This window comes from Geobacillus sp., assembly GCF_017515625.1.
GTDB lineage: Bacteria > Bacillota > Bacilli > Bacillales > Anoxybacillaceae > Geobacillus > Geobacillus stearothermophilus.
The window spans coordinates 1-21,180 of sequence record NZ_JAFWFM010000218.1; the positions used below are offsets into that span (position 1 = coordinate 1).

23 protein-coding genes, 1 pseudogene and 1 riboswitch are annotated in these 21,180 nt (G+C 53.6%); of the genes and pseudogenes, 3 read left to right on the top strand and 21 right to left on the bottom strand.

Annotated features, from left to right (window positions below; all coding sequences use genetic code 11):
- Together IKE44_RS12695 and IKE44_RS12700 are read left to right on the top strand one after the other, a co-directional pair.
- Positions 1-104 (top strand): transposase (locus IKE44_RS12695; RefSeq protein WP_287464752.1); only part of this gene is annotated, 104 nt, incomplete at its 5' end.
- A gap of 101 nt (positions 105-205) precedes the next feature.
- Entirely contained in the window at positions 206-1,222 is a 1,017-nt protein-coding gene (locus IKE44_RS12700; protein ID WP_414457966.1) for a M23 family metallopeptidase, read from the top strand.
- Positions 1,223-1,281: 59 nt separating this feature from the next.
- Here the strand turns inward: IKE44_RS12700 and IKE44_RS12705 are convergent, their stop codons facing one another.
- The 17 genes and pseudogenes from IKE44_RS12705 to IKE44_RS12785 all read right to left on the bottom strand — a co-directional run bounded on the left by IKE44_RS12705 (position 1,282) and on the right by IKE44_RS12785 (position 17,549).
- Entirely contained in the window at positions 1,282-1,989 is a 708-nt protein-coding gene (locus IKE44_RS12705) for an ABC transporter ATP-binding protein (RefSeq protein ID WP_287466091.1), read from the bottom strand.
- A gap of 1 nt (position 1,990) precedes the next feature.
- Positions 1,991-2,770 carry an ABC transporter ATP-binding protein gene (locus tag IKE44_RS12710; protein WP_287466093.1) on the bottom strand — a complete coding sequence of 260 codons (780 nt, stop codon included), beginning with the start codon at positions 2,768-2,770 and terminating at the stop codon, positions 1,991-1,993.
- Positions 2,745-3,719, bottom strand: a complete 975-nt coding sequence (locus IKE44_RS12715; RefSeq protein WP_033016332.1) for a branched-chain amino acid ABC transporter permease — start codon at positions 3,717-3,719, stop codon at positions 2,745-2,747. Before IKE44_RS12715 ends, IKE44_RS12710 begins: the two co-directional genes overlap by 26 nt.
- Positions 3,720-3,735: 16 nt before the next feature.
- Positions 3,736-4,614 (bottom strand): branched-chain amino acid ABC transporter permease, encoded by an 879-nt coding sequence (locus IKE44_RS12720; protein ID WP_033010381.1) that lies wholly within the window; start codon positions 4,612-4,614, stop codon positions 3,736-3,738.
- A gap of 105 nt (positions 4,615-4,719) precedes the next feature.
- On the bottom strand, positions 4,720-5,916 hold the full coding sequence (locus IKE44_RS12725; RefSeq protein ID WP_287466095.1) for an ABC transporter substrate-binding protein: 1,197 nt from the start codon (positions 5,914-5,916) through the stop codon (positions 4,720-4,722).
- Positions 5,917-6,546: 630 nt separating this feature from the next.
- Positions 6,547-7,293 (bottom strand): sporulation protein YunB, encoded by a 747-nt coding sequence (yunB, locus tag IKE44_RS12730; RefSeq protein ID WP_033016333.1) that lies wholly within the window; start codon positions 7,291-7,293, stop codon positions 6,547-6,549.
- A 52-nt stretch (positions 7,294-7,345) separates the two neighbouring features.
- The gene (locus IKE44_RS12735; protein WP_033010377.1) at positions 7,346-7,648 is read right to left on the bottom strand and encodes a YunC family protein; all 303 of its coding nucleotides are present in this window, start codon (positions 7,646-7,648) and stop codon (positions 7,346-7,348) included.
- 61 nt (positions 7,649-7,709) lie between these two features.
- Positions 7,710-9,092, bottom strand: a complete 1,383-nt coding sequence (locus tag IKE44_RS12740; RefSeq protein WP_049624160.1) for a bifunctional metallophosphatase/5'-nucleotidase — start codon at positions 9,090-9,092, stop codon at positions 7,710-7,712.
- Between the two features lie 20 nt (positions 9,093-9,112).
- On the bottom strand, positions 9,113-10,000 hold the full coding sequence (locus IKE44_RS12745; RefSeq protein ID WP_287466098.1) for a sulfite exporter TauE/SafE family protein: 888 nt from the start codon (positions 9,998-10,000) through the stop codon (positions 9,113-9,115).
- 23 nt (positions 10,001-10,023) lie between these two features.
- Positions 10,024-10,872 carry a DUF72 domain-containing protein gene (locus IKE44_RS12750; protein WP_049624159.1) on the bottom strand — a complete coding sequence of 283 codons (849 nt, stop codon included), beginning with the start codon at positions 10,870-10,872 and terminating at the stop codon, positions 10,024-10,026.
- Between the two features lie 125 nt (positions 10,873-10,997).
- On the bottom strand, positions 10,998-11,438 hold the full coding sequence (locus IKE44_RS12755) for a hypothetical protein (protein ID WP_230581366.1): 441 nt from the start codon (positions 11,436-11,438) through the stop codon (positions 10,998-11,000).
- Positions 11,439-11,752: 314 nt separating this feature from the next.
- Positions 11,753-13,150 (bottom strand): Fe-S cluster assembly protein SufB, encoded by a 1,398-nt coding sequence (gene sufB, locus IKE44_RS12760; RefSeq protein WP_015375743.1) that lies wholly within the window; start codon positions 13,148-13,150, stop codon positions 11,753-11,755.
- A 22-nt stretch (positions 13,151-13,172) separates the two neighbouring features.
- A complete protein-coding gene (sufU, locus tag IKE44_RS12765; protein ID WP_015375744.1) occupies positions 13,173-13,607 on the bottom strand; it encodes a Fe-S cluster assembly sulfur transfer protein SufU in 435 nt (144 codons plus the stop codon).
- Positions 13,597-14,817: a cysteine desulfurase gene (locus tag IKE44_RS12770; protein ID WP_064213549.1), complete on the bottom strand. Its 1,221-nt coding sequence runs from the start codon at positions 14,815-14,817 to the stop codon at positions 13,597-13,599. The genes sufU and IKE44_RS12770 overlap by 11 nt, the downstream gene beginning before the upstream one ends.
- On the bottom strand, positions 14,814-16,124 hold the full coding sequence (sufD, locus tag IKE44_RS12775) for a Fe-S cluster assembly protein SufD (protein ID WP_033016338.1): 1,311 nt from the start codon (positions 16,122-16,124) through the stop codon (positions 14,814-14,816). Before sufD ends, IKE44_RS12770 begins: the two co-directional genes overlap by 4 nt.
- 17 nt (positions 16,125-16,141) lie before the next feature.
- Positions 16,142-16,921 carry a Fe-S cluster assembly ATPase SufC gene (sufC, locus tag IKE44_RS12780; protein WP_232854521.1) on the bottom strand — a complete coding sequence of 260 codons (780 nt, stop codon included), beginning with the start codon at positions 16,919-16,921 and terminating at the stop codon, positions 16,142-16,144.
- Positions 16,922-17,152: 231 nt separating this feature from the next.
- Positions 17,153-17,549: pseudogene (locus tag IKE44_RS12785) on the bottom strand (carboxymuconolactone decarboxylase family protein).
- Between the two features lie 65 nt (positions 17,550-17,614).
- Between IKE44_RS12785 and IKE44_RS12790 the strand changes: the two are divergent.
- Positions 17,615-17,806 (top strand): hypothetical protein, encoded by a 192-nt coding sequence (locus IKE44_RS12790; RefSeq protein WP_033010372.1) that lies wholly within the window; start codon positions 17,615-17,617, stop codon positions 17,804-17,806.
- Between the two features lie 105 nt (positions 17,807-17,911).
- Here the strand turns inward: IKE44_RS12790 and IKE44_RS12795 are convergent, their stop codons facing one another.
- The 4 genes from IKE44_RS12795 to IKE44_RS12810 form a co-directional block, all read right to left on the bottom strand.
- Complete coding sequence (locus IKE44_RS12795) at positions 17,912-18,763, bottom strand: MetQ/NlpA family ABC transporter substrate-binding protein (protein WP_287466104.1); 852 nt, start codon at positions 18,761-18,763, stop codon at positions 17,912-17,914.
- Positions 18,764-18,778: 15 nt separating this feature from the next.
- Positions 18,779-19,447 (bottom strand): methionine ABC transporter permease, encoded by a 669-nt coding sequence (locus IKE44_RS12800; protein WP_287466106.1) that lies wholly within the window; start codon positions 19,445-19,447, stop codon positions 18,779-18,781.
- Positions 19,437-20,465: a methionine ABC transporter ATP-binding protein gene (locus IKE44_RS12805; RefSeq protein WP_033016344.1), complete on the bottom strand. Its 1,029-nt coding sequence runs from the start codon at positions 20,463-20,465 to the stop codon at positions 19,437-19,439. The genes IKE44_RS12800 and IKE44_RS12805 overlap by 11 nt, the downstream gene beginning before the upstream one ends.
- A gap of 88 nt (positions 20,466-20,553) precedes the next feature.
- A riboswitch (SAM riboswitch) is annotated at positions 20,554-20,663 on the bottom strand.
- A gap of 73 nt (positions 20,664-20,736) precedes the next feature.
- Entirely contained in the window at positions 20,737-21,081 is a 345-nt protein-coding gene (locus IKE44_RS12810; protein ID WP_033016346.1) for a hypothetical protein, read from the bottom strand.
- Between the last annotated feature and the right edge of the window lie 99 nt (positions 21,082-21,180).

Genomic DNA, 21,180 nt, shown 5'->3' on the forward strand with positions numbered 1-21,180 from the left:
CAAATAACAAGATCAAGCTGATGAAACGTCGGGGATACGGATACAGAAATATCCAGCGTTTTGCATTGCGGGTTCGGCTAGAAACAGCTAACATACTTTCATGACAGGTGCAAGTACAACTTTTGGTGATGAACCAAAAAATAAGCCGCTTTCCTCTTTTTAACATTTATGAATCGCCTGTTTCTCCCCAAACTAAACATATGAAATGGGCGAAAAGGGGGGATTCCACGTGCACCGATGGTTTGTCGCCCTATGGGTGGCGACGGTGTTGTTCATAGCGGCCAGCGCGGCTTCCGCGGCGGAAAACGACGACGCAGTATACGAACAGCGCATGGAGCTGTATAAAAAAGCGGAGGCGGTTTCGCTCATTCCATGGTATTACTTTGCCGCCATCGACCAGTATGAACGGAACATCCGGCAAGCGCGCCGCGACTTGCCAAAACCAACCGGCGTCCTCGGCATTTATATGAAACCGGACGTATGGGCCGGACCGCTGAACAAAAATCCGCACGATACGAACCCGTTTACGATTTCCCAGTTTGGCGGGCTCGGTGTGGACGGAGACGGGGACGGCAAGGCGCGGGCGGATGACGACGACGACGTCATCATGGCCATGGCAAGCTATTTGCAGACATACGGTATCGATCATCGCCATATTAAAATCGCGCTTTGGAACTATTACCAGCGTTCCAAAACGGTGGATTTGATTTTAGGAAAAGTGAAGATTTACAAAAAATACAAGACATTGAAACTGGATGACCATGTCTTTCCGCTCCCGTTGCGGGCGAATTACAGCTACCGCGACACGTGGGGCGATGCGCGCGGCTGGGGCGGGCGCCGCATTCATGAAGGAACCGACATTTTCGCCGGCTACGGCGTGCCGGTCCGCTCGACGTGCTATGGCATTGTCGAACTGAAAGGATGGAATAAATACGGCGGCTGGCGCGTCGGCATCCGCGACATCAACAACACGTACCATTATTTTGCCCATTTGAACGGCTTTGCCGCCGGGCTTCGCGAAGGGCAAATCGTCGAGCCGGGCACGATCATCGGCTCGGTCGGCAGCTCCGGCTACGGACCGCCGGGCACCGCTGGAAAGTTCCCGCCCCACCTCCATTACGGCATGTACAAAGACAACGGCTATACGGAGTGGGCGTTTGACCCGTATCCGCACTTGAAAGCGTGGGAGCGGGCCGAGCGGCAGCAACAGCGGCGCCGCTAGCAGCGGCGGCTGGACAAAAAAGAGGCCGATGTCGGCCTCTTTTCGTCTTTCTGCTTTCGTTAATGCCCGCCCAAATACGCCTGTTTCACTTGCTCGCTCGCCTGCAGCTCGCTCGCCGCCCCCGACAGGACGACGCGCCCGGATTCGATGACGTAGGCGCGGTCGGCGATGGAGAGCGCCATGTGGGCGTTTTGTTCGACAAGCAAAATCGTCGTTCCCGATTCGTTGATTTCCTGAATGATGCGGAAAATCATCTTCACCAGCAGCGGCGCGAGCCCCATCGACGGTTCGTCAAGCAAGAGCAGCTTCGGGCGCGCCATGAGCGCACGGCCGATGGCGAGCATCTGCTGCTCGCCGCCCGAAAGCGTGCCGGCCAGCTGCTTGCGCCGCTCCTCGAGGCGCGGGAACAGCTGAAAGACTTTGGCAAAGTCTTGTTGAATGCCGTCTTTGTCTTTGCGCAAAAACGCGCCAAGCTCCAAGTTTTCCTCGACCGTCATATTGGCGAACACGCGCCGCCCTTCCGGCACGTGGGAAATGCCTTGCTTGACGATCGTTTGCGTCGCCTTGCCGGCGATCGAAGCCCCTTCGTAGACGATGTCGCCACTTTTCGGCTTCAACAAGCCGGAGATCGTTTTTAGCAGCGTCGTTTTGCCGGCGCCGTTTGCGCCGATCAGCGTGACGATCTCGCCTTTGTTCACCTCAAGCGATACGCCTTTTAAGGCATGAATGTTGCCGTAAAACACATCGATTGCCTCCACTTTCAACACGTCACGACACCTCCTCGCCAAGGTAAGCCTCGATCACTTTCGGGTTGCTGCGCACTTGTTCCGGCGTGCCGTGGGCGATCAATTGGCCGTGGTCCAACACGTAAATGCGCTCGCATATGCCCATCACAAGCGACATATCATGCTCAATCAACAAAATCGTCAACGCAAACCGTTCGCGGATAAACGCGATCAAGTTCATCAATTCTTTCGTTTCTTGCGGGTTCATGCCGGCGGCCGGCTCGTCAAGCAAAAGCACTTTTGGCTGCGCCGCCAGCGTCCGGGCGATCTCAAGCCGGCGCTGCTGGCCGTACGGCAAGTTTTTCGCTTTCTCGTGCATGACGCCGTCAAGCTGAAAAATGTTCAAAAACTCGATCGCCTTTTCTTCTATTTCCTTTTCCCCGCGGAAATGGGACGGGAGGCGGAGAATGGAGCTCGCGATCGAATGGCGGGCATGCGCATGGTAGGCGACTTTCACATTGTCGAGCACCGACAGCTCGCCGAACAGGCGAATGTTTTGAAACGTCCGGCTGATCCCTTTGCGCGTAATTTTATACGGCGGCAGTCCGTTCAACGTCTCGCCGTCAAGCATAATCCGCCCGTCAGTCGGCACATACACGCCCGTCAACAAGTTAAACAGCGTCGTTTTCCCCGCGCCGTTCGGGCCGATGAGCCCGACAAGCTCCCCTTGATATAGCTCCATCGTCACACCGGAGAGCGCCTTCAGCCCGCCAAACTGGATGCCGACGTTTTCTGCTTTAAGCAACGGTGTTTTTGCCGCCATGATTCATTCCTCCCTGCGCTGCCTTCCGCCATTTGAAGAGCGAAGATAGTTCTTTCGTCCCCATCAACCCGGTTGGACGGTACAGCATCACCAAAATCAAGACGATGCTGTAAATGATCATCCGCGTTTCCGGATAGTTTTGCAAGAACGTCGAAACGATCGTCAGCAACACCGCGGCCACCACCGCGCCGGATAGGCTGCCGAGCCCACCGAGGACGACGAAAATCAAAATGTCGAACGATTTCAGGAAGCCAAAGTTCGATGGCTGAATAATGTAAAAGTGGTGCGCATACAGCGCTCCGGCGATGCCGGCGAAAAACGAACCGATCACAAACGCCGCCACTTTGTAATACGTCGTGTTGATCCCCATGGCATCGGCGGCGATTTCATCTTCGCGGATCGAGATGCACGCCCGTCCGTGCGTCGAGTTCGTGAAGTTGGCGATCACCAAAATGGTGGCAAACAGGCAGGCGAACACCCACGGCCATGTCGTCATATGCGTCACCGTCATGCCGCTCGCCCCGCCGACGTAATCGATGTTCAAGAGCGCGATGCGGACAATTTCGCCAAAGCCGAGCGTGGCGATCGCCAAATAATCGCCTTTTAAACGCAAGCTCGGCACGCCGATGATGAGGCCGGCGAGCGCCGCCGCCACCCCGGCAGCCAAAACGCCGGCCGCAAACGGCAGCTGCAGCTTCATCGTCATAATCGCGGAGGCATAGGCGCCAACGGCGAAAAAACCGGCATGGCCAATGGAAAATTGTCCGGTGATCCCGATAATTAAATGAAGGCTGACGGCCAAAATGACATTAATCGCCATAAAAAAGAGGGTATTCACATAAAAGATGTTTAACGTTCCGCTTGCAATCAGCCACTCGACAACAACGAAAAAGGAGAAGGCCAGTATGACGGAAACCCAAAATCCACTCGTCCGCTTCCAAGTTGCCATTGTTCCCTACCATCCTTTACACTTTTTCTCGTACGTTCTTGCCAAACAATCCGGCCGGCCGGAAAATGAGGATGAGAATTAAAATGACAAACGCCACTCCGTCGCGCCAAAGCGAGTAGCCGAGCCCGCTGACGAGCGATTCGATGACGCCAAGCAAAAGCCCCCCGACCATCGCTCCCGGAATGATGCCGATTCCGCCCAACACGGCGGCGACAAACGCTTTTAATCCGGGAAGAATGCCCATCAATGGCTCGATTTTTGTATAATAAATGCCGAAAATAACGCCTGCCGCCCCCGCAAGCGCCGAACCGATGGCGAACGTGGCCGAAATCGTATTGTCGACGTTGATTCCCATTAACCGGGCCGCTTCCGCATCATGAGAGACGGCGCGCATCGCTTTCCCGATTTTTGTCCGGTGAACAATGAACTGAAGAAGGACCATCAAAACGAGGGACGTGCCGAGGATGAACAGCGACTGGCTGCTGATGACAACGCCAAACAGCTCCAAGTTCCGATCTGACAGCAACGTGCTCGGATACGCTTCCGGCTGCGCCCCACGCAAATAAATGATGACGTACTCAATGAGCAGCGATACGCCGATCGCTGTAATGAGCACAGCAATGCGCGTCGCGTTGCGCAGCGGCTTGTACGCAATCCGCTCAATGACTACCCCGAGCACGGCACAGGCGGCCATCGCCAACAACAGCGCTGGGAAAAAACCGACGCCGAGCATCGTCACAGCGTAAAAGCCGACGAATGAACCAATCATAAAGACGTCGCCATGGGCGAAGTTAATGAGCCGGACGATGCCATACACCATCGTATAGCCAAGCGCGATGAGCGCATAAATGCTGCCTAGCGAAATGCCGTTGACCAGCTGTTGAATGAGTTCCATGATTGCACGCTCCTTAACGAAAACTCGTCGTTGGCCAAAAGAAATGCCGGATGGGAGGGCGCCCCTTAGGGGCCTCCTCTGTCCACGCATCCATCCAGCCTTTTATTACGGATTCACTTTTGTTTTAAATTGCTGCTGCCCGTCTTTGTATTCCAAAATAATGGCCGATTTGACAGGATTGTGGTTTTGATCGACCGTAAATGTTCCCGTGACAAGCTGCAAATCTTTCGTTTGCGCCAGCGCGTCTTTAATTTTCACCGGATCGGCGCTGCCAGCCCGTTTGATGGCATCCGCCAAGAAGTATGCCGTATCGTAGCCAAGGGCGTTAAAGGCGTCCGGCGCTTTATTGTATTTCGCTTGGAACGCTTTGACAAATTCTTGAATTTTCGGATCCGGGTCGCCCGACGAATAATGGTTCGTAATGTACGTATTGTTCAACGCGTCTTTGCCAGCAAGCTCAATCAGTTTTGGCGAATCCCAGCCGTCGCCGCCCATGATCGGGATGTTCAACCCAAGCTCTCGCGCTTGTTTGACGATCAAACCGACTTCTTCATAGTAGCCCGGCAAGAATAAAAATTCCGGATTGGCCGATTTAATGCTCGTCAGCGTGGCGCGGAAGTCGGTGTCTTTCGCCACATACGCTTCTTCGGCAACAATTTGGCCGCCGCCGGCTGTAAATGTTTCTTTAAATGACGCCGCCAGCCCTTTCGAATAGTCGCTCGCGCTGTCGATCAAATCAGCCGCCTTTTTTACTTTCAAGTCGTTCAGCGCAAATTTGGCCGCCACCGTTCCCTGGAACGGGTCGATAAAGCACGTCCGGAAGACGAACTCGTTCACTTTGCCATCTTTGACGGTCACCGTTTCGCTCGTCCCAGACGGTGTAATAATCGGAACTTTATTGTCATTGGCAATTTGCACTTGAGCGAGCGTGTTCGTGCTCGTCGCCGAGCCAATGATGGCGACGACTTTATCCTGGCTGATCAACTTGATCGCGCCGTTCGTCGCTTCGGCCGCTTCCGATTTGTTGTCGACTTTCACCAACTCCAGCTTTTTGCCGTTGATTCCTTCTTTGTTGATTTCCTCAAGCGCCAAGTCGAGCCCTTCCGCAATCGACTGGCCGTATGACGCGGCCCCGCCGGACAGCTCAAGGTTGGCGCCGATTTTAATCACATCGCCGCCCCCGCCTCCGCCGCTGTTTCCGCCTGAAGAACTGCCTCCTTGCTGGTTGCCGCCGCAGCCGGCCAAAAGACCCGCCGTCAGCATCAATGAGAAAAAGACACCTGCTGCTCTTTTTTTCTTCATTTCTTGTTCCCCCATTGTTCAAAATGTTCTGTCACCAGAGCGCACACCTTTTTCTGCATACTATATCGATAGAGTCCGTATGCCTTGTGCGCTCGTGCGCCGCGCCGGATGGCGCCGCAAACTGATGCATGCCTTCCGATGCCGGCCGTTCATCCCCCCTCTCAAACTGATATATAAATAATAAAATTATTTTCAATTTAATATAATATTACAAAATTCGAACCAACTCGTCTAGTTGTTTTCTATTTAAAAAACAAAAAAGCTGTTTCCTCTTGACAAACGCCAGAGAAACAGCCAAAGCCCCTTCGCCGAGAAGAACACTTTTTTTGCATAACATTTCCATGTTTCTGTAAAAACCATTCCCAACGGCTGACGGGCACCCGTCAACCTAACGGAACTATATAGATGCAATTTGAAGCTTTGCCATTTGCAGCTTTTACCCGAGTATTTGATCGACTGTCGGGCGACCGAACAACGCCGCTTAAAGACCCATATATGGGTCTGTGAAGCAGGCGGTTGTTCGATCCTCCGTCACGCCTTGGCTTGCCTTCGACAGTCGAACGAGAACGATCGATTTAGGAAGATGACAGTCGCCGGCCTTTTAGAGGCGCACATTGACAGCCTTTCCCACTACCGCTTCGGAAGCTGGATGGACGGGCCGACTTGACCGCCGTTTTTGTTGTAAAATTGCGGCACTTCTCCCGGAATAAAGCGCATCACAACTGGAATATCTGTTGTCACATTGGAAATTTTCGATGCAAAAGGAATGACGACCTGGATGTCGACCGATACATGAATATCAATTTCAATAAAAAAACTGTTAATATCATACGCTCGAATTTCTTTCGTCACTTCCGATTCGACATTGCCAACGATCTGAAACTGCACCGGAATGCGCGGGCCGAGGTTGGCGAGCAGCACGTTGTTCGTCACTTGGCCGAGCGGGATATAGTAAATGATCCCGCGGCTGTCCCCTTGGCCGGATTCGACCTCAGGCAGCACCATCCGTTCGATCCGTCCTTCTGTCGCCGCCTTTAAGCTTTCCATCACATGATCATCCGTCTCCGATAAGATGCGATTGATCACCGCGGTGTCAAAATCGACCGACACAATTTTGCCGCTTTCGTCCTTTTGAACCGTGACCAGCTGCCGAAATTCAGGGTTGTCTTTTTGAAACTGCTGCTCAATGGCGTTATTGATCACCAAGTTGGCAATCCGCTTCGTTTCCGTTTCCGCAATTTCCATCAGCATCGGCTCAATGCCTTTATTCACGATCCAAAGCCCGGCCGCTGTGGAAAACATAAAAAAAACGAATGTCAATAAAAACACGTAGCGGAACGGAAGCGGCCCTCTCCGCACAAATCGGGGGCGCAGCAAAATGAAATCCCTCCTTTACAAGCTATATGTATGCTTGCAAGGAGGGATTTTTTCACCGCATTTTCAACAGCGCGTCTTTTCCTTTCATTCCCCGTTTGATGCCAAGCTCCTCGGCGGCGACTGTCACCGATTCGAGCGGCGCCTCAAGCAACTGCTCGACCGTGCGCACCCCGACCGCCCGTCCGGCGACAATGCCGCGGTCGCGCAGCTTTTCGTTCAATAACGCCACATCGAGCGCCCCGCACATGATGTACCCTTTTTCACTCGCCACCGCCAGCAAGTTCGTTTTCGGCAGCTGGACGGACACCGCGACAAACGGATGTCCCTCAATGATAATCGGCTTGACTTCCACCATCGCCGCAGTCACTCTCCTTTCCATACTCCAATGTATGAAGCATGGAAAAAGAAGTGCCTGCCTATTGGGCCAATTTCCAGGCGAGAAGATCGCGCAAAAACTCCGGCATATAGTACGTTTTCTCCGCTGCCCGCTGAATTTGCGGATAAAAATGACCAATGGCAAACATGTCGGTCGTCGCCACGTCATAGGTGCGCTCCGGCTCGAGCGGCTCGCCGTTGATTCGAATGGCGCGGATATGCCAGGCGCCGTCTTCTTCCAGCTCCGTTTCGATCTCGACGCCGTCGTACACCATTTCCCCCATCACTTCGCCGCGGAAGCCAAACCCTTTAAAACGAAAATGCTTCATCCGTTCCGTATTGGCCTCAAGGATAATCTCTTTGAGCTCCGCGCCGCGCAGCTTCACCTTGCACGGGTTGAGCGGATGCGGGCAAATGCGATGCAAATCTTTTTTCGTCACCGGTCCTCTCGCAAGCGGTTCAAGCAGCACCCCGGCGTTCACCATCCCGATGTCCGCCTGGCACCATTCGCGCAGCGCAGACGCAAGCAAACGGGCAAGCGGCGACGGAGCGAACCAGTCAAGCGGCAAGTCATCATGGAGCACGGCGACTTGTTCCGCTTCAAGCCGCGCCAAACTTTTCTGTTCAAGGGAGCGAAGGCGGCACGCCACTTCTTCGGAAAACGGCATCACACCAGCATCCAACACCTTCGCAGACGCCCGCCCAAGACGTCGCCCTTCCACTTCCAGCTTAACGACACCGACATATTGTCCGTATTTCCCAGCCGCGCAAAGAAGCGCACCGTTTACTTCCTTACCTTCTGGAAACACATGGTGGGTGTGAGCGCCCAACACAATATCCACGCCCGGAATCGTTGCAGCGATTTTTTCATCTTCATTCACCCCAAGATGAGACAGCACAACGACGCAATCGGCCTTTTGCCTCACTTCCTCCACCGCCGCTGCCAACATGTCAAACGGCGGAACGATCTTCCAGCCGAGCAGCTCGTAAAAGTGAGAAAACGGAGCGGTGGCGCCAACCACCCCAATGCGAAACGTCTCCGTCGCCGGGATGACGACATACGGAAGCGCCCAATGCGGCCGCACGCCATCGCGGCGAAACAAATTGGCGACAACGACCGGAAACCGAGCCTGTTCGTACAACGTATCCAGTTCATCATGATCAAGGGTGATCCCTTCGTTGTTGCCGATCGTCACCGCATCATAGTGAAGATCGTTCAATAAGTCCACATTCGCTTTTCCACGCGTCGCCTCGGTAATCGGGTGCACGCGATCGAGAAAATCGCCGACGTCAAACAACAGCATCGCCTCGTTGCGAGCGCGATGTTCCCGTCTCCGTTCCGACAAAAAGCGGACGATTTGCGGCCAATGTTCAAAATGGCTGTGCACGTCGTTCGTATGATAAATGTAGATAGTTTGCTTCAAAACGCGCGCCCCTCCTTCCATTACACCAAACTTTCCCATACAAGCCGGGCCCCGAGCAGTACAAGCACTAGCCGCAGCACGACGACAAGCATCCGGCTTGGCATCCGCTTATTGATCCACGCCCCGGTTTTCGCGCCGATCCATACGCCGGGAATGAGGGCAAGGGCAAACGACCATTGCACATTTCCCATCGCGACATGGGTGAGTGAACCGACGAGCGAGGACAAAAAAATCATCAACATCGACGTCGCCACCGCCACATGGGGCGGAAAGCGAAACAGCACGATCATCGCCGGCACCATGAGCGAGCCGCCGCCAATGCCAAACAACCCGCCGAAAAAGCCGACCACAAACGCGATGGCGACCGCCATGAGCGGTTGATAGCCGTATGTGAACACCTCGCCGTTTCGGTCCGTGTACATTCGCACAACACGCCGTCGCCACCATGGCGCCGGCCGCGCCTGCTCCGCCGCTGTTCGTTCGGCCCCGTTTTCTTTCGCCGCCGCCGTCTCGTCAGCCGAACGCTTCGTTTTCTTTTGACTCAGCGACAAAAAGAGCGACATGGCGATTAAAAACAGCCCAAAATACAATGAAAAATGAGCGGCGCTCAGCGTATTGTTCACCCAAGCGCCGATGACCGCCCCGGGAACGCTGCCAAGGCAAAAGAGCAAGCCGCTTTGATAGTCGACCATTTTGTCTTTCATATACGACAATGTGGACGATAAGCCATTGAAAATAATGACGACAAGCGACGTGCCGACCGCCACTTGCGGCGTCACCGCCGACAGCCAGCCGAGCGCGCCGAAAAACAGAAGCGACGACACGATGATCACCCCGCCGCCAAGGCCGGCCAAACTGCCGACCGTCCCCGCGATAAAGCCGATCAAGACAAGCAACGCATACGCCATCCTCCATCCCCCTCTTTCTCGCTTCAAAACAAACCAAGCTGCCGCGGCGCAAGGCCCGTGTACTCAATGCCAAGCAAATCGATCAATTGTTTGGCGTTGTCGGCGGCATCGCCGCCGGAGTTGTTGTTAAACAGCACGTAAATCTGTTTCGTTTTTTGTTTTAATACCTCTATATGGCGCACCCACTCGCGCAGCTCGCGCTCATTGTACCGGTATAAATAGCGGACCACCCTCCAGTTCTCGCCGGCCGTCGCCTTGTTCCAGCCGTGAACATTCCGTCCGTGCAGGCGGATGAGCGTCTTTTCCCGGTCGGTCGGATGCAAAACGGTCGGCACCGACCCTTCCCCCGCCTGCGGCTCGTCGCAAATTGTGTGAATCCACCCTTCTTCTTCCATAAAGTGAAGCGTTTTTTCATAAAAGCGCGGCGAAAACCACGATTGGTGCCGAAATTCGAGCGCCGCCGGCACCTCCCCCATCCGCGCTTTTGTCCAGCGCAAGTACGCCACATGCTCGCGCCGACAGTCAAACCACGGCGGAAACTGAAACAGCACCATCGCCAATTTCCCCGCTTCCTGAAACGGCGCGATCGATTCCAGAAACGCGGCAAACATCGCTTCCTTGCTTTCATACGGAATCGGGCCGCGCTCATGCCCGGTCATTCCTTGGTATGCCTTCACGATAAACTGAAACGGCGGCGGCGTTTCCCGAATCCATTTTTCCACATTCGCCCGCGGTTGAATGGCGTAAAAGTACGAATCGACCTCGACCGTCGGAAAATGGGCCGCATATTCCGGCAGTTTGTCCTTCGCAGCAAGGCCCGGCGGATACAAACTGTCATGATCGCCCCAGCCGGTCAGTCCAATATAAATCATGGCCATCACCAGTTTATTCAGCTTTCAGATATTTTAACTATACCATAAGCAGGTCGGCCATGAAATCAAAACGACTATTGGCACGTTGCTCTAAGGGGGAATGGCCTGCGACGCGGCAAGCAACGTTATTCTTGCGTCAAGTAATTGAAATGTTTATCCGTGATATAGGTGAGATCAATATCAAAATTCATCTTATCTAAGATCGGTTGAATGTACTCGATTAAATGTGTGCCAACCCCAAAATAATCAGGGAACTTCGTAATATAAAACGAATGATTATTATCACAATCGGGCTTATGTTCAACTAACCCTTCGATGACCTCAATGATTCGGTCCACCATATGTTGTTCTAATGTTTTCTCTGAAATGATGACCGTGTGGATATAATTCTCCGCGCCTTCAAATGAATCCTCATCCTCGATTCCCTTTAAAATGGGAAAATCATCGAGAACACTAGGTCTCCTGTAATCCAAAATCAATAACATACAAACCGTTTCACCATCTTGGTCATCTAAACGAAACAACTCCAGATCTCGCAACTTCAACATTCTGATCAATTTCCACATTCCTATCATCTCTTTCACGTTCCACTCTCTTTTTCATCATTATATTTTCAAAATAATGAAACATCACCAATCCGATTATAGATCATAACAAAATATTCATAAATAACCATTCCTTCACAAATCTGAAATGGACGATCATCGTTATGGACGCTTTTAGCACGGATAGAGCATGCCAGCATAACAATGACCGCTGACACCCACTCCATGTGACTCAAAACATTGAGGATGAGACACTGAAGTGGGATCAGCGGCACTTGAAAAAAATGATGGGTGCAGCGCTTCGTTTGAACGCTGTACCCTTGATATGATCAAGATTATCCAATGCTTCCTTCCATCTCGAACTTGATCAAGCGGTTCATCTCGACCGCGTATTCCATCGGCAGCTCTCTTGTAAACGGCTCAATGAAGCCCATGACGATCATTTCCGTCGCTTCCTGCTCGGAAATGCCGCGGCTCATCAAGTAGAACAGCTGCTCTTCCGACACTTTCGACACTTTCGCTTCGTGCTCAAGCGAGATGTTGTCGTTTAAAATTTCGTTGTACGGAATCGTGTCCGATGTCGACTGATTGTCGAGAATGAGCGTATCGCATTCGATGTTCGAGCGCGAGCCGGACGCTTTGCGGCCGAAATGGACCATGCCGCGATACGTCACCTTGCCGCCTTGTTTGGAGATCGACTTCGAGACGATCGTCGATGACGTATTCGGGGCCAAATGGATCATTTTCGCCCCGGCGTCTTGATGTTGCCCTTTGCCTGCGATGGCGATCGACAGCGTCAAGCCGCGCGCCCCTTCGCCTTTTAAGATGACGGCCGGGTATTTCATCGTCAGCTTCGAGCCGATGTTGCCGTCGATCCATTCCATCGTCGCGTTTTCTTCGCAGACAGCGCGCTTCGTCACCAAGTTGAAGACGTTGTTCGCCCAGTTTTGGATCGTCGTGTAGCGGCAGTAGGCGCCTTTTTTGACGATGATCTCAACAACCGCGCTATGAAGCGAGTTCGTCGTGTAAATCGGCGCTGTACAGCCTTCGACGTAATGGACGTGCGCCCCTTCGTCCACGATGATGAGCGTCCGTTCAAACTGCCCCATGTTTTCCGAGTTGATGCGGAAGTACGCCTGAAGCGGCGTATCGACTTTGACGCCTTTCGGGACGTAGATGAACGAACCGCCCGACCAGACGGCCGAGTTCAAGGCCGCAAATTTGTTGTCTGTCGGCGGCACGACTTTGGCGAAATACTCGCGGAACAAGTCTTCGTTCTCCTTCAGCGCCGAGTCGGTGTCTTTAAAGATGACACCGAGTTTTTCGAGGTCTTCTTTCATGTTGTGGTAGACGACTTCCGATTCGTATTGCGCCGAGACGCCGGCCAAATATTTTTGTTCCGCCTCTGGAATCCCTAATTTATCGAACGTCGCTTTGATCTCCGCCGGCACCTCATCCCACGAACGGCCCGATTTTTCCGTCGGTTTGACGTAGTACGTAATTTCATCGAAATCGAGGCTTGATAAGTCGCCGCCCCATTGCGGCATCGGTTTGCTGTAGAAGATGTCGAGCGCTTTTAAGCGGAACTCGAGCATCCATTGCGGCTCGTTTTTCATCCGCGAAATTTCTTCGACGACTTCACGCGTCAGGCCGCGCTGGGCGCGGAAGACGGAGACGTCTTTATCGACGAAGCCGTACTTGTATTCACCAATTTCCGGGGCTTTTTTCGCCATCTCGGTTCACCTTCCTTTAGACTTAGTGGTGATGCAGTCCTTTTTCGAGCGCTTTCCACGCGAGCGTCGCACATTTGATGCGGGCCGGAAACTTGGAAACGCCTTGGAGCGCCTCGATGTCGCCAAGGTCGACGGAATCGTCGTACTCTTTCCCTTGGATCATATCGGAAAAAATGTGGGCGAGCCGAAGCGCTTCCTCCACCGTTTTTCCTTTGATCGCCTGCGTCATCATCGACGCCGACGACATTGAAATCGAACAGCCTTCGCCTTCAAATTTGACGTCGGCGACTTTTCCGTCTTCGACTTTCATCGTCAAGTGGATGCGGTCGCCGCACGTCGGGTTGTTCATGTTGACATCGACGTTCGTTCCTTCAAGCACCCCGCGGTTTCGCGGGTTTTTATAATGATCCATAATGACTTGGCGGTAAAGCTGATCCAACGGATGGTTAGAAGACATGGCTGAAGTACTCCTTCGCTTTCTGTAATGCGGCGATGAACCGGTCGATTTCCTCTTTCGTATTGTAAAGGTAAAAGCTCGCCCGGGCGGTCGCCGTCACGCCGAGCCATTTCATGAGCGGCTGGGCGCAATGGTGGCCGGCGCGGATGGCGATCCCTTCGGCGTCAAGAACCGTCGCCACATCGTGCGGATGCACCCCGTCGATGTTAAACGTCACAAGCCCCGCCCGTTCTTTCGGGCCATATACCGTGACGCCGTCGATGCCAGCCAGCCGTTCGAGTGCGTATTGCGCCAGCTCGTGCTCATGGGCGGCGATGGCGTCCAAGCCGACTTGTTCAAGGAAATCGATCGCCGCCCCAAGGCCAATCGCCCCGGCGATGATCGGCGTGCCTCCTTCAAACTTCCACGGCAGCTCTTTCCACGTCGAGTCGTACAGCTCAACAAAATCGATCATTTCGCCGCCGAACTCGACCGGCTCCATCTGCTCAAGCAATTTCTTTTTGCCATATAATACGCCGATTCCCGTCGGCCCGCACATTTTATGGCCGGAAAGGGCGAGAAAATCGCAATCAAGTTCCTGAACATCGACCTTCATATGCGGAGCGCTTTGCGCCGCATCGACGACGACGACCGCGCCGCGCTTATGGGCGATGCGGGCGATCTCCCGCACCGGGTTGATCGTCCCAAGCACGTTCGATACATGAGCAATGGCGACAATCTTCGCTGCTTCGGTGACGGTCGCCTCGACATCGCGCAGATCGATCGTGCCGTCTTCCTGCATTGGAATGTATTTTAACGTCGCCCCCGTTTGCTTCGCCAGCTGCTGCCACGGAATCAAGTTGCTGTGATGCTCCATGTACGTGATGACGATCTCATCGCCTTCTTTGACGTTGGCGCGCCCGTAGCTGGAGGCGACCAAATTAAGCGATGCCGTCGTGCCACGCGTAAAGATGATTTCCTGCGCCGATTGGGCGTTTAAAAACCGCCGCACTTTTTCGCGCGCGCCTTCGTACGCATCGGTCGCCTTCGTCCCGAGCGTATGGACGCCGCGGTGGACGTTCGAGTTGTACTCGCGGTAATAGCGGTCAAGCGCCTCAATCACCGGCAGCGGCTTTTGCGATGTCGCCGCGCTGTCGAAATAAACGAGCGGATGGCCGTTCACTTGCTGATGCAAAATCGGAAACAACGCGCGAATGTCGTTCACATTCATGATTGAACTTTCCTTTCAATCACTTCAATTAATTGGTTTTTCACGCCTTCAAGGGGAATCGCCTCGACAACCGGCGCCAAAAAGCCGTGGATGATGAGCCGTTCCGCGTCGCGTCTCGGAATGCCGCGGCTCATTAAGTAATACAATTGGATCGGGTCAACGCGCCCGACAGAAGCGGCGTGGCCGGCCATGACGTCGTCCTCGTCAATCAACAAAATCGGGTTCGCATCGCCGCGCGCTTTTTCGCTCAACATCAAGACGCGCGACTCCTGCTCGGCGTTTGATTTTGACGCACCGTGCTCAATTTTCCCGATGCCGTTGAAAATCGAGGTCGCGCTGTCGCGGACGACGCCGTGTTTTAAAATGTGGCCTTCTGTATGCTTTCCGTAATGAATGACGCTCGTCGTAAAGTTTTGCACTTGCTCGCCGCGGCTGACCGCGACCGTTTTCGTATCGCCGAACGAGCCGTCGCCGACAAGGCGGGTGATGTTCTCGGAGACCGTATTGCCGTCATTCATCAGCCCGAGCGCCCATTCGATCCGTCCATCGCGCCCGGCGATGCCGCGCCGATTGACATACGTCGTGGTGCCTTTGGCCAAATGGTCGACAGCGGCGAAAAAGACGCTTGCGTTCGCTTGAGCAAACACCTCGGCGACCACATTAACGACCGCGTTTCCTTCGCGGCTTGTTGATATATAATTTTCGACAAACACGACGCGGCTGTTGTCTTCCGCCACGACGATGACATGGTTAAACAAGGCGATGTCGTCTTCGTCTTGAATATAGACCGCCTGAAGCGGCGTTTCAATCTCCACATTTTTCGGGACATAGACAAACACACCGCCGTTGAGCAGCGCCGCATGGAGCGCGGCAAGGCGGTGCTCATCCGGCTTGACCGCCGTCATCAAATAGTTTTTCAGCAAGTCGCCATGCTCGCGCGCTGCGGTGAAGATGTCGGTGAAAATGACGCCCTTCTCCTTCAACTCATCGGACAGCGACACATACGCCGGCGTATGGTTGCGCTGCACGTACAAATTTTTCGTTCCTTCGCCGGCTTGCATGAGCGCCTTGACCGCTTCAGGCAAGTCATCGAGGCCGGCATATGGCGCACTGTCAACGGCATGGCGTGAGAAGCCAGTGAAGTTCCAATTGTCGATTTTCGTTTTCTCCGGTTTCGGAAGCGGCAGCCGCTCCGCCAACCGAAGCGCCTCAAGGCGCCGCTCGGTCAGCCAGCCCGGTTCGCCGCGTCCGCTTGAGAACGTGCGGATGTAGGTTTCATCGAATGGGATTTTCGTTTCTGTCGCCATAGTCCTCCTCCTAACGCTTACGCTTCTTGTCCGACCGTTTCGTCTTCGATGCCGAGTTCTTTTTTGATCCAGTCGTACCCTTCCGCCTCAAGCCGCTGCGCCAGCTCCGGACCGCCGGACTTGACGATGTGCCCTTGCATCATGACATGCACATAATCCGGGGTGATGTAGTTGAGCAGCCGCTGGTAGTGGGTGATGATCAAACAGCCGAACTCGCTGCTGCGCATTTCGTTGACACCTTTGGCGACGATTTTGAGCGCGTCGATATCGAGGCCGGAGTCGATCTCGTCTAAAATGGCGATTTTCGGCTCAAGCATCATCAGCTGCAAAATTTCATTTCGCTTTTTCTCCCCGCCCGAGAATCCTTCGTTCAAGTAACGGTGCGCCATATCCGGGTTCATTTCGAGAAACGCCATTTTTTCATCGAGCTTGCGGATGAATTTCATGAGCGAAATTTCGTTGCCTTCGCCAAGCCGGGCGTTGATCGCCGCGCGCAAAAAGTCGGCGTTCGTCACTCCACTGATTTCGCTTGGGTATTGCATCGCCAAAAACAGGCCGGCGCGCGCCCGTTCGTCGACTTCCATCTCAAGGACATCCTGGCCGTCGAGCGTCACCGATCCTTCTGTCACTTCATATTTTGGATGGCCCATAATGGCCGATGCCAGCGTCGACTTCCCCGTTCCGTTCGGACCCATGATGGCGTGGATTTCCCCGCCTTTGACTTCCAAGTCCACTCCTTTTAAAATTTCTTTTCCCTCCACGGCGACGTGGAGATTGCGAATCGTCAATACCGCCATGCAGCATACCTCCAATTCTCAATTGAAAGTCAATTCACTCGCTTGTCTTCTAGCGATCGTTCATTCTCATTTTATTCTCATTATCATTTTATAACAAATGAAAACTACGTGCAACTTTCCCGCTCTGTTTTCACTGTGACCGTGTGAAAAAACAGCGCCTTTTACTATTTTACACGAAAACCGCAAGCTTGTACGAGTTTTTGCAAAAAAAGACCCCGTTTTTTCCGGAGTCTAGTGAGCCGCCCGCAGCTCGCGGAGGCATTCTTGCACAAGCGTCACCGCTTGGCTCATCGCCGCCCCGCCGCCAAACGCGGCCGCCACCGCGTATACTTCCAAAATTTCCTGTTCCGACGCTCCTTCATCAAGGCAGCCTTTCGCATGGTAAATCGTGCAATACTCATCTTGCGTCGCCAGGCTGATGCCAAGGGCGATCAATTGTTTTTCTTTTTTCGACAGCGCTCCCTCGGCAAAGCACGCTTCCGTAAACGCGTTAAACCGCTCGGCTACGTTCGAAAGTTTTTTGGGTGAACGCCTCTATCCCTTCTTTGTAGCGGTGAAGGGAGGATTCGACCGATGCATAAACGAATGGTATTGAAAGGGTGTGGAAACACCACCGTTTCGCCAACATCGACGGAATGTCATGATGAAAACGAATGGTTCTGTTCCACTCCCATCATCATAGGAAAGGGGGCAATGCCATTGATTCGTTGGGTTGTCTTTGCCTTAACCGCCGCTTTCGCTTCGTTTTTGGCATGGATCATCATCGGCAGCATTCTCGGTGAACACGGGGACGTCATCTTCAGTTTAACGACAGTGGTCGCCCTGCAAAACTGCGTCATCATCGTCATGCTCGCCGCCGTACTGGCGCGTTTGAACAACCGATGAAGCGCGGGAAAACAGACCGGCCGCGGCGTCTCTCCATCCAAAACGGTTTTGAACTTTCGGGCGGCTCTTTTTTGTGCAAAAAATAACGGAAGCGATTCGCTTCCGTTATTGATTGTTTGTCGCCGCTGGAATGACGGCGCCGTGGTATTTTTCTTTGATGAAATCTTGGATTTCTTTCGATTGCAGCACTTCGACAAGCGTTTTGATTTCTTTCCGGTTTTCATCGCCTTTGCGCACCGCCACAATGTTCACATACGGATTGTTTTTCGGCGACTCCACGGCGATCGGGTCTTTCGCCGGGTCCAAACCGGCGTCAAGCGCATAGTTGGCGTTGATCAAAACCGCATCGCCTTCGCCGTTTTTGTAAATTTGCGGCAGAAGTCCAGCATCGACGTCCGCTTTAAATTTCAAATGTTTCGGGTTTTCGACGATGTCGTTGACCGTCGCTTTCGTTTTATCGATGCCCGGTTTCAGCTTAATGAGCCCCTTTTCTTGCAGCATCGACAAAATGCGGCCATGGTCGGCGACCGAGTTGCTCATGATGATCGTCGCGCCGTCCGGCAGTTCTTCAATGCTTTTGTATTTTTTCGAGTATAAGCCGATCGGCTCGATATGAATGCTGCCGGCATTGACGAAATCATAGCCGTACTCTTTCTTTTGCGATTTCAAATACGGAATGTGTTGGAAATAGTTGGCGTCGATTTGCTTCTCAGCCAGCGCTTTGTTCGGCAAGATGTAATCTTGGAACGTAATGATCTCCAAGTCGATGCCTTTTTCTTTCAAAATCGGTTTCGCTTTTTCCAAAATTTCCGCATGCGGCACGTTCGACGCACCGACTTTCAACTTCACCAATTTGCCGTCTTTGCCGCCTTCCGCGCTGTCGTTATTGTTGCCGCCGCATGCCGCCAAAGCGAGCACGAGAATGGCGGCGAGCAACACACCCAACCATTTCTTCATCAGTTGTTTCCCCCTTTATCGTTTATCGATTTTCGAAGTGACAAAGTCACCGATCAGCTGAATGATAAATACAATGACCAACACCAATACGGTTGCGACAAATGTCACATCGTTATGGTTGCGATGGAACCCTTCCAAATACGCCAAGTTCCCAAGCCCGCCGGCGCCGATGGCTCCAGCCATCGCTGTATAGCTGACGAGCGACACCGCCGTCACCGTAATGCCGGAGACAAGCGCCGGCAATGACTCCGGCAGCAACACTTTCCAAATGATCGTCCACGTTGAGGCGCCCATCGCTTGGGCTGCTTCGATGACGCCTTTATCAATTTCGCGAAGGGCAATCTCCACCATGCGGGCGTAAAACGGCGCGGCCCCAATCACCAAAGCCGGCAGCGCCGCATTGGCGCCAAGCATCGTCCCGACGAGCCAGGTGGTAAACGGAATGAGCAAAATGATCAAAATAATAAACGGAATGGAGCGGAAAATGTTCACAAACGCCGCAATCACGGTATTGACAAACCGGTTTTCCCATAGGTTGCCCTTCGCTGTCAAAAATAGAAGCAAGCCAAGAACGATTCCGAGAACGAAAGTGGCCGCCACCGCCACTCCCGTCATATACAGCGTCTCGACCGTCGCCGCCCACATCGTCTCCCATTGGACGTTCGGCAGGAGGTTAGCGAGCATCGTGAATCACCTCCACCGCCACCTGCTGGCTTTGAATGTAGCCAAGCGCCCGGTCAATTTCATCCGCCGCCCCATTGATGTGCACAAACAGCACCCCATAAGCGCCTTGATGGGTTTGCGAAATTTTCCCTTGCAAAATATTCATATCGACGGCAAATTGCCGCACGACCTGGCTGATGAGCGGCTGGCCGGCCGCCGCGCCGACAAACGTCAGCTGCGCGATCAGCCCGCTCGGGTATTGGCCAAACAAATGGGAAATCGCCTCTTCCGTCTCTTCCGGCTCGACGAGCTGCTTGACGAACCGCTTCGTGATCGGCTGCTGCGGGTTGCGGAACACGTGCAACACGTCGCCTTGCTCAACGATTTTGCCGTTTTCCATCACGGCGACGCGGTCGCAAATTTTGCGGATGACGTGCATTTCATGGGTGATCAGCACGATCGTCAGCCCGAGCCGCTTGTTGATGTCAACGAGCAAGTCCAAAATCGCATCGGTCGTCTGCGGGTCCAACGCCGATGTCGCCTCGTCGCAAAGCAGCACTTTCGGGTTGTTGGCGAGCGCCCGGGCAATGCCGACACGCTGCTTTTGCCCGCCGCTCAACTGCGACGGATACGCCTCTTCCCGCCCCGTGAGCCCGACGAGCTCGATCAATTCATCGACCCGTTTTTGCCGCTCCGCTTTCGGAACACCCGCAATCTCGAGCGGAAACGCAATGTTTTCCCGCACTGTGCGCGACCAAAGCAAGTTGAAATGTTGGAAAATCATCCCGATCTCTTGACGCGCCTTGCGCAGCTCCCGCCCTTTGATGCGCCCCATGTCGCGGCCGGCGACGACCACCCGGCCACCCGTCGGCTTCTCGAGCCCATTGAGCAAGCGGATGAGCGTACTTTTCCCCGCGCCGCTGTAGCCGATAATGCCGAAAATTTCCCCTTCGCGAATCTCAAGCGACACATTGTCGACGGCCGTGACCGAGCCGTTAGCCGCTTGATAGATCTTTGTCACATGTTCGAGTGTAATCATCGTTTCACCTTCCTCCCCAAGGCGGCGGAGCGCAAAAAGAAAACCTTTCTGCCCGCAGAGAACAGAAAGGTATTGTGCACCATTCCGTCTCTTATCTCTCAAAGCAGGCCGCTTTGTGTGAATTGGCACCTTTTCAGCGCACGCGCTGACGGTTGCCGGGCTTCATTGGGCACATCCCTCCACCTCTCTTGATAAGAGCGCAACAATCGCCTATTCGATTGACTACAACTGTGATTGTATCACCTTGTGTCGAACATTGTCAATAAAAATTTCACCCAACATGCCGATATGGCTTAGCCAAATGGAGGAGCGACTCAAGCAGCAACAGATGACGAAAGCTTCCCGATACATGCACTTCGCGCAGCCGGACGAGCTGCTGCAGCTTCAGCTCGCCGTCTAAAAGCGAGCAAAGTGCTTTTTTGGAGCCGTGCACCGTCAAGACGTTCCGTTCATCAGGTTCCCTTCCGGCAGTAAGCTCCTTGCCGAGCGCCACCATGGCGGTCTCTTCCTCGCTTTCAAAGCGAACATACAGCTGCTCATCCGGCAAAATCGGCAACAAATGGCGCAACGTTTGCATCCGTTCCATAAACTGTCCTACCAACTCGCACATTTCCATTGAGCATCCTCCCCCCATCTCCTTTGTCCTTTTATTTCCATGCCGAAGGGGGAGAATCCTTTACAAAAATCTCGACAGCCGCCGTGGCGAACCAACGCC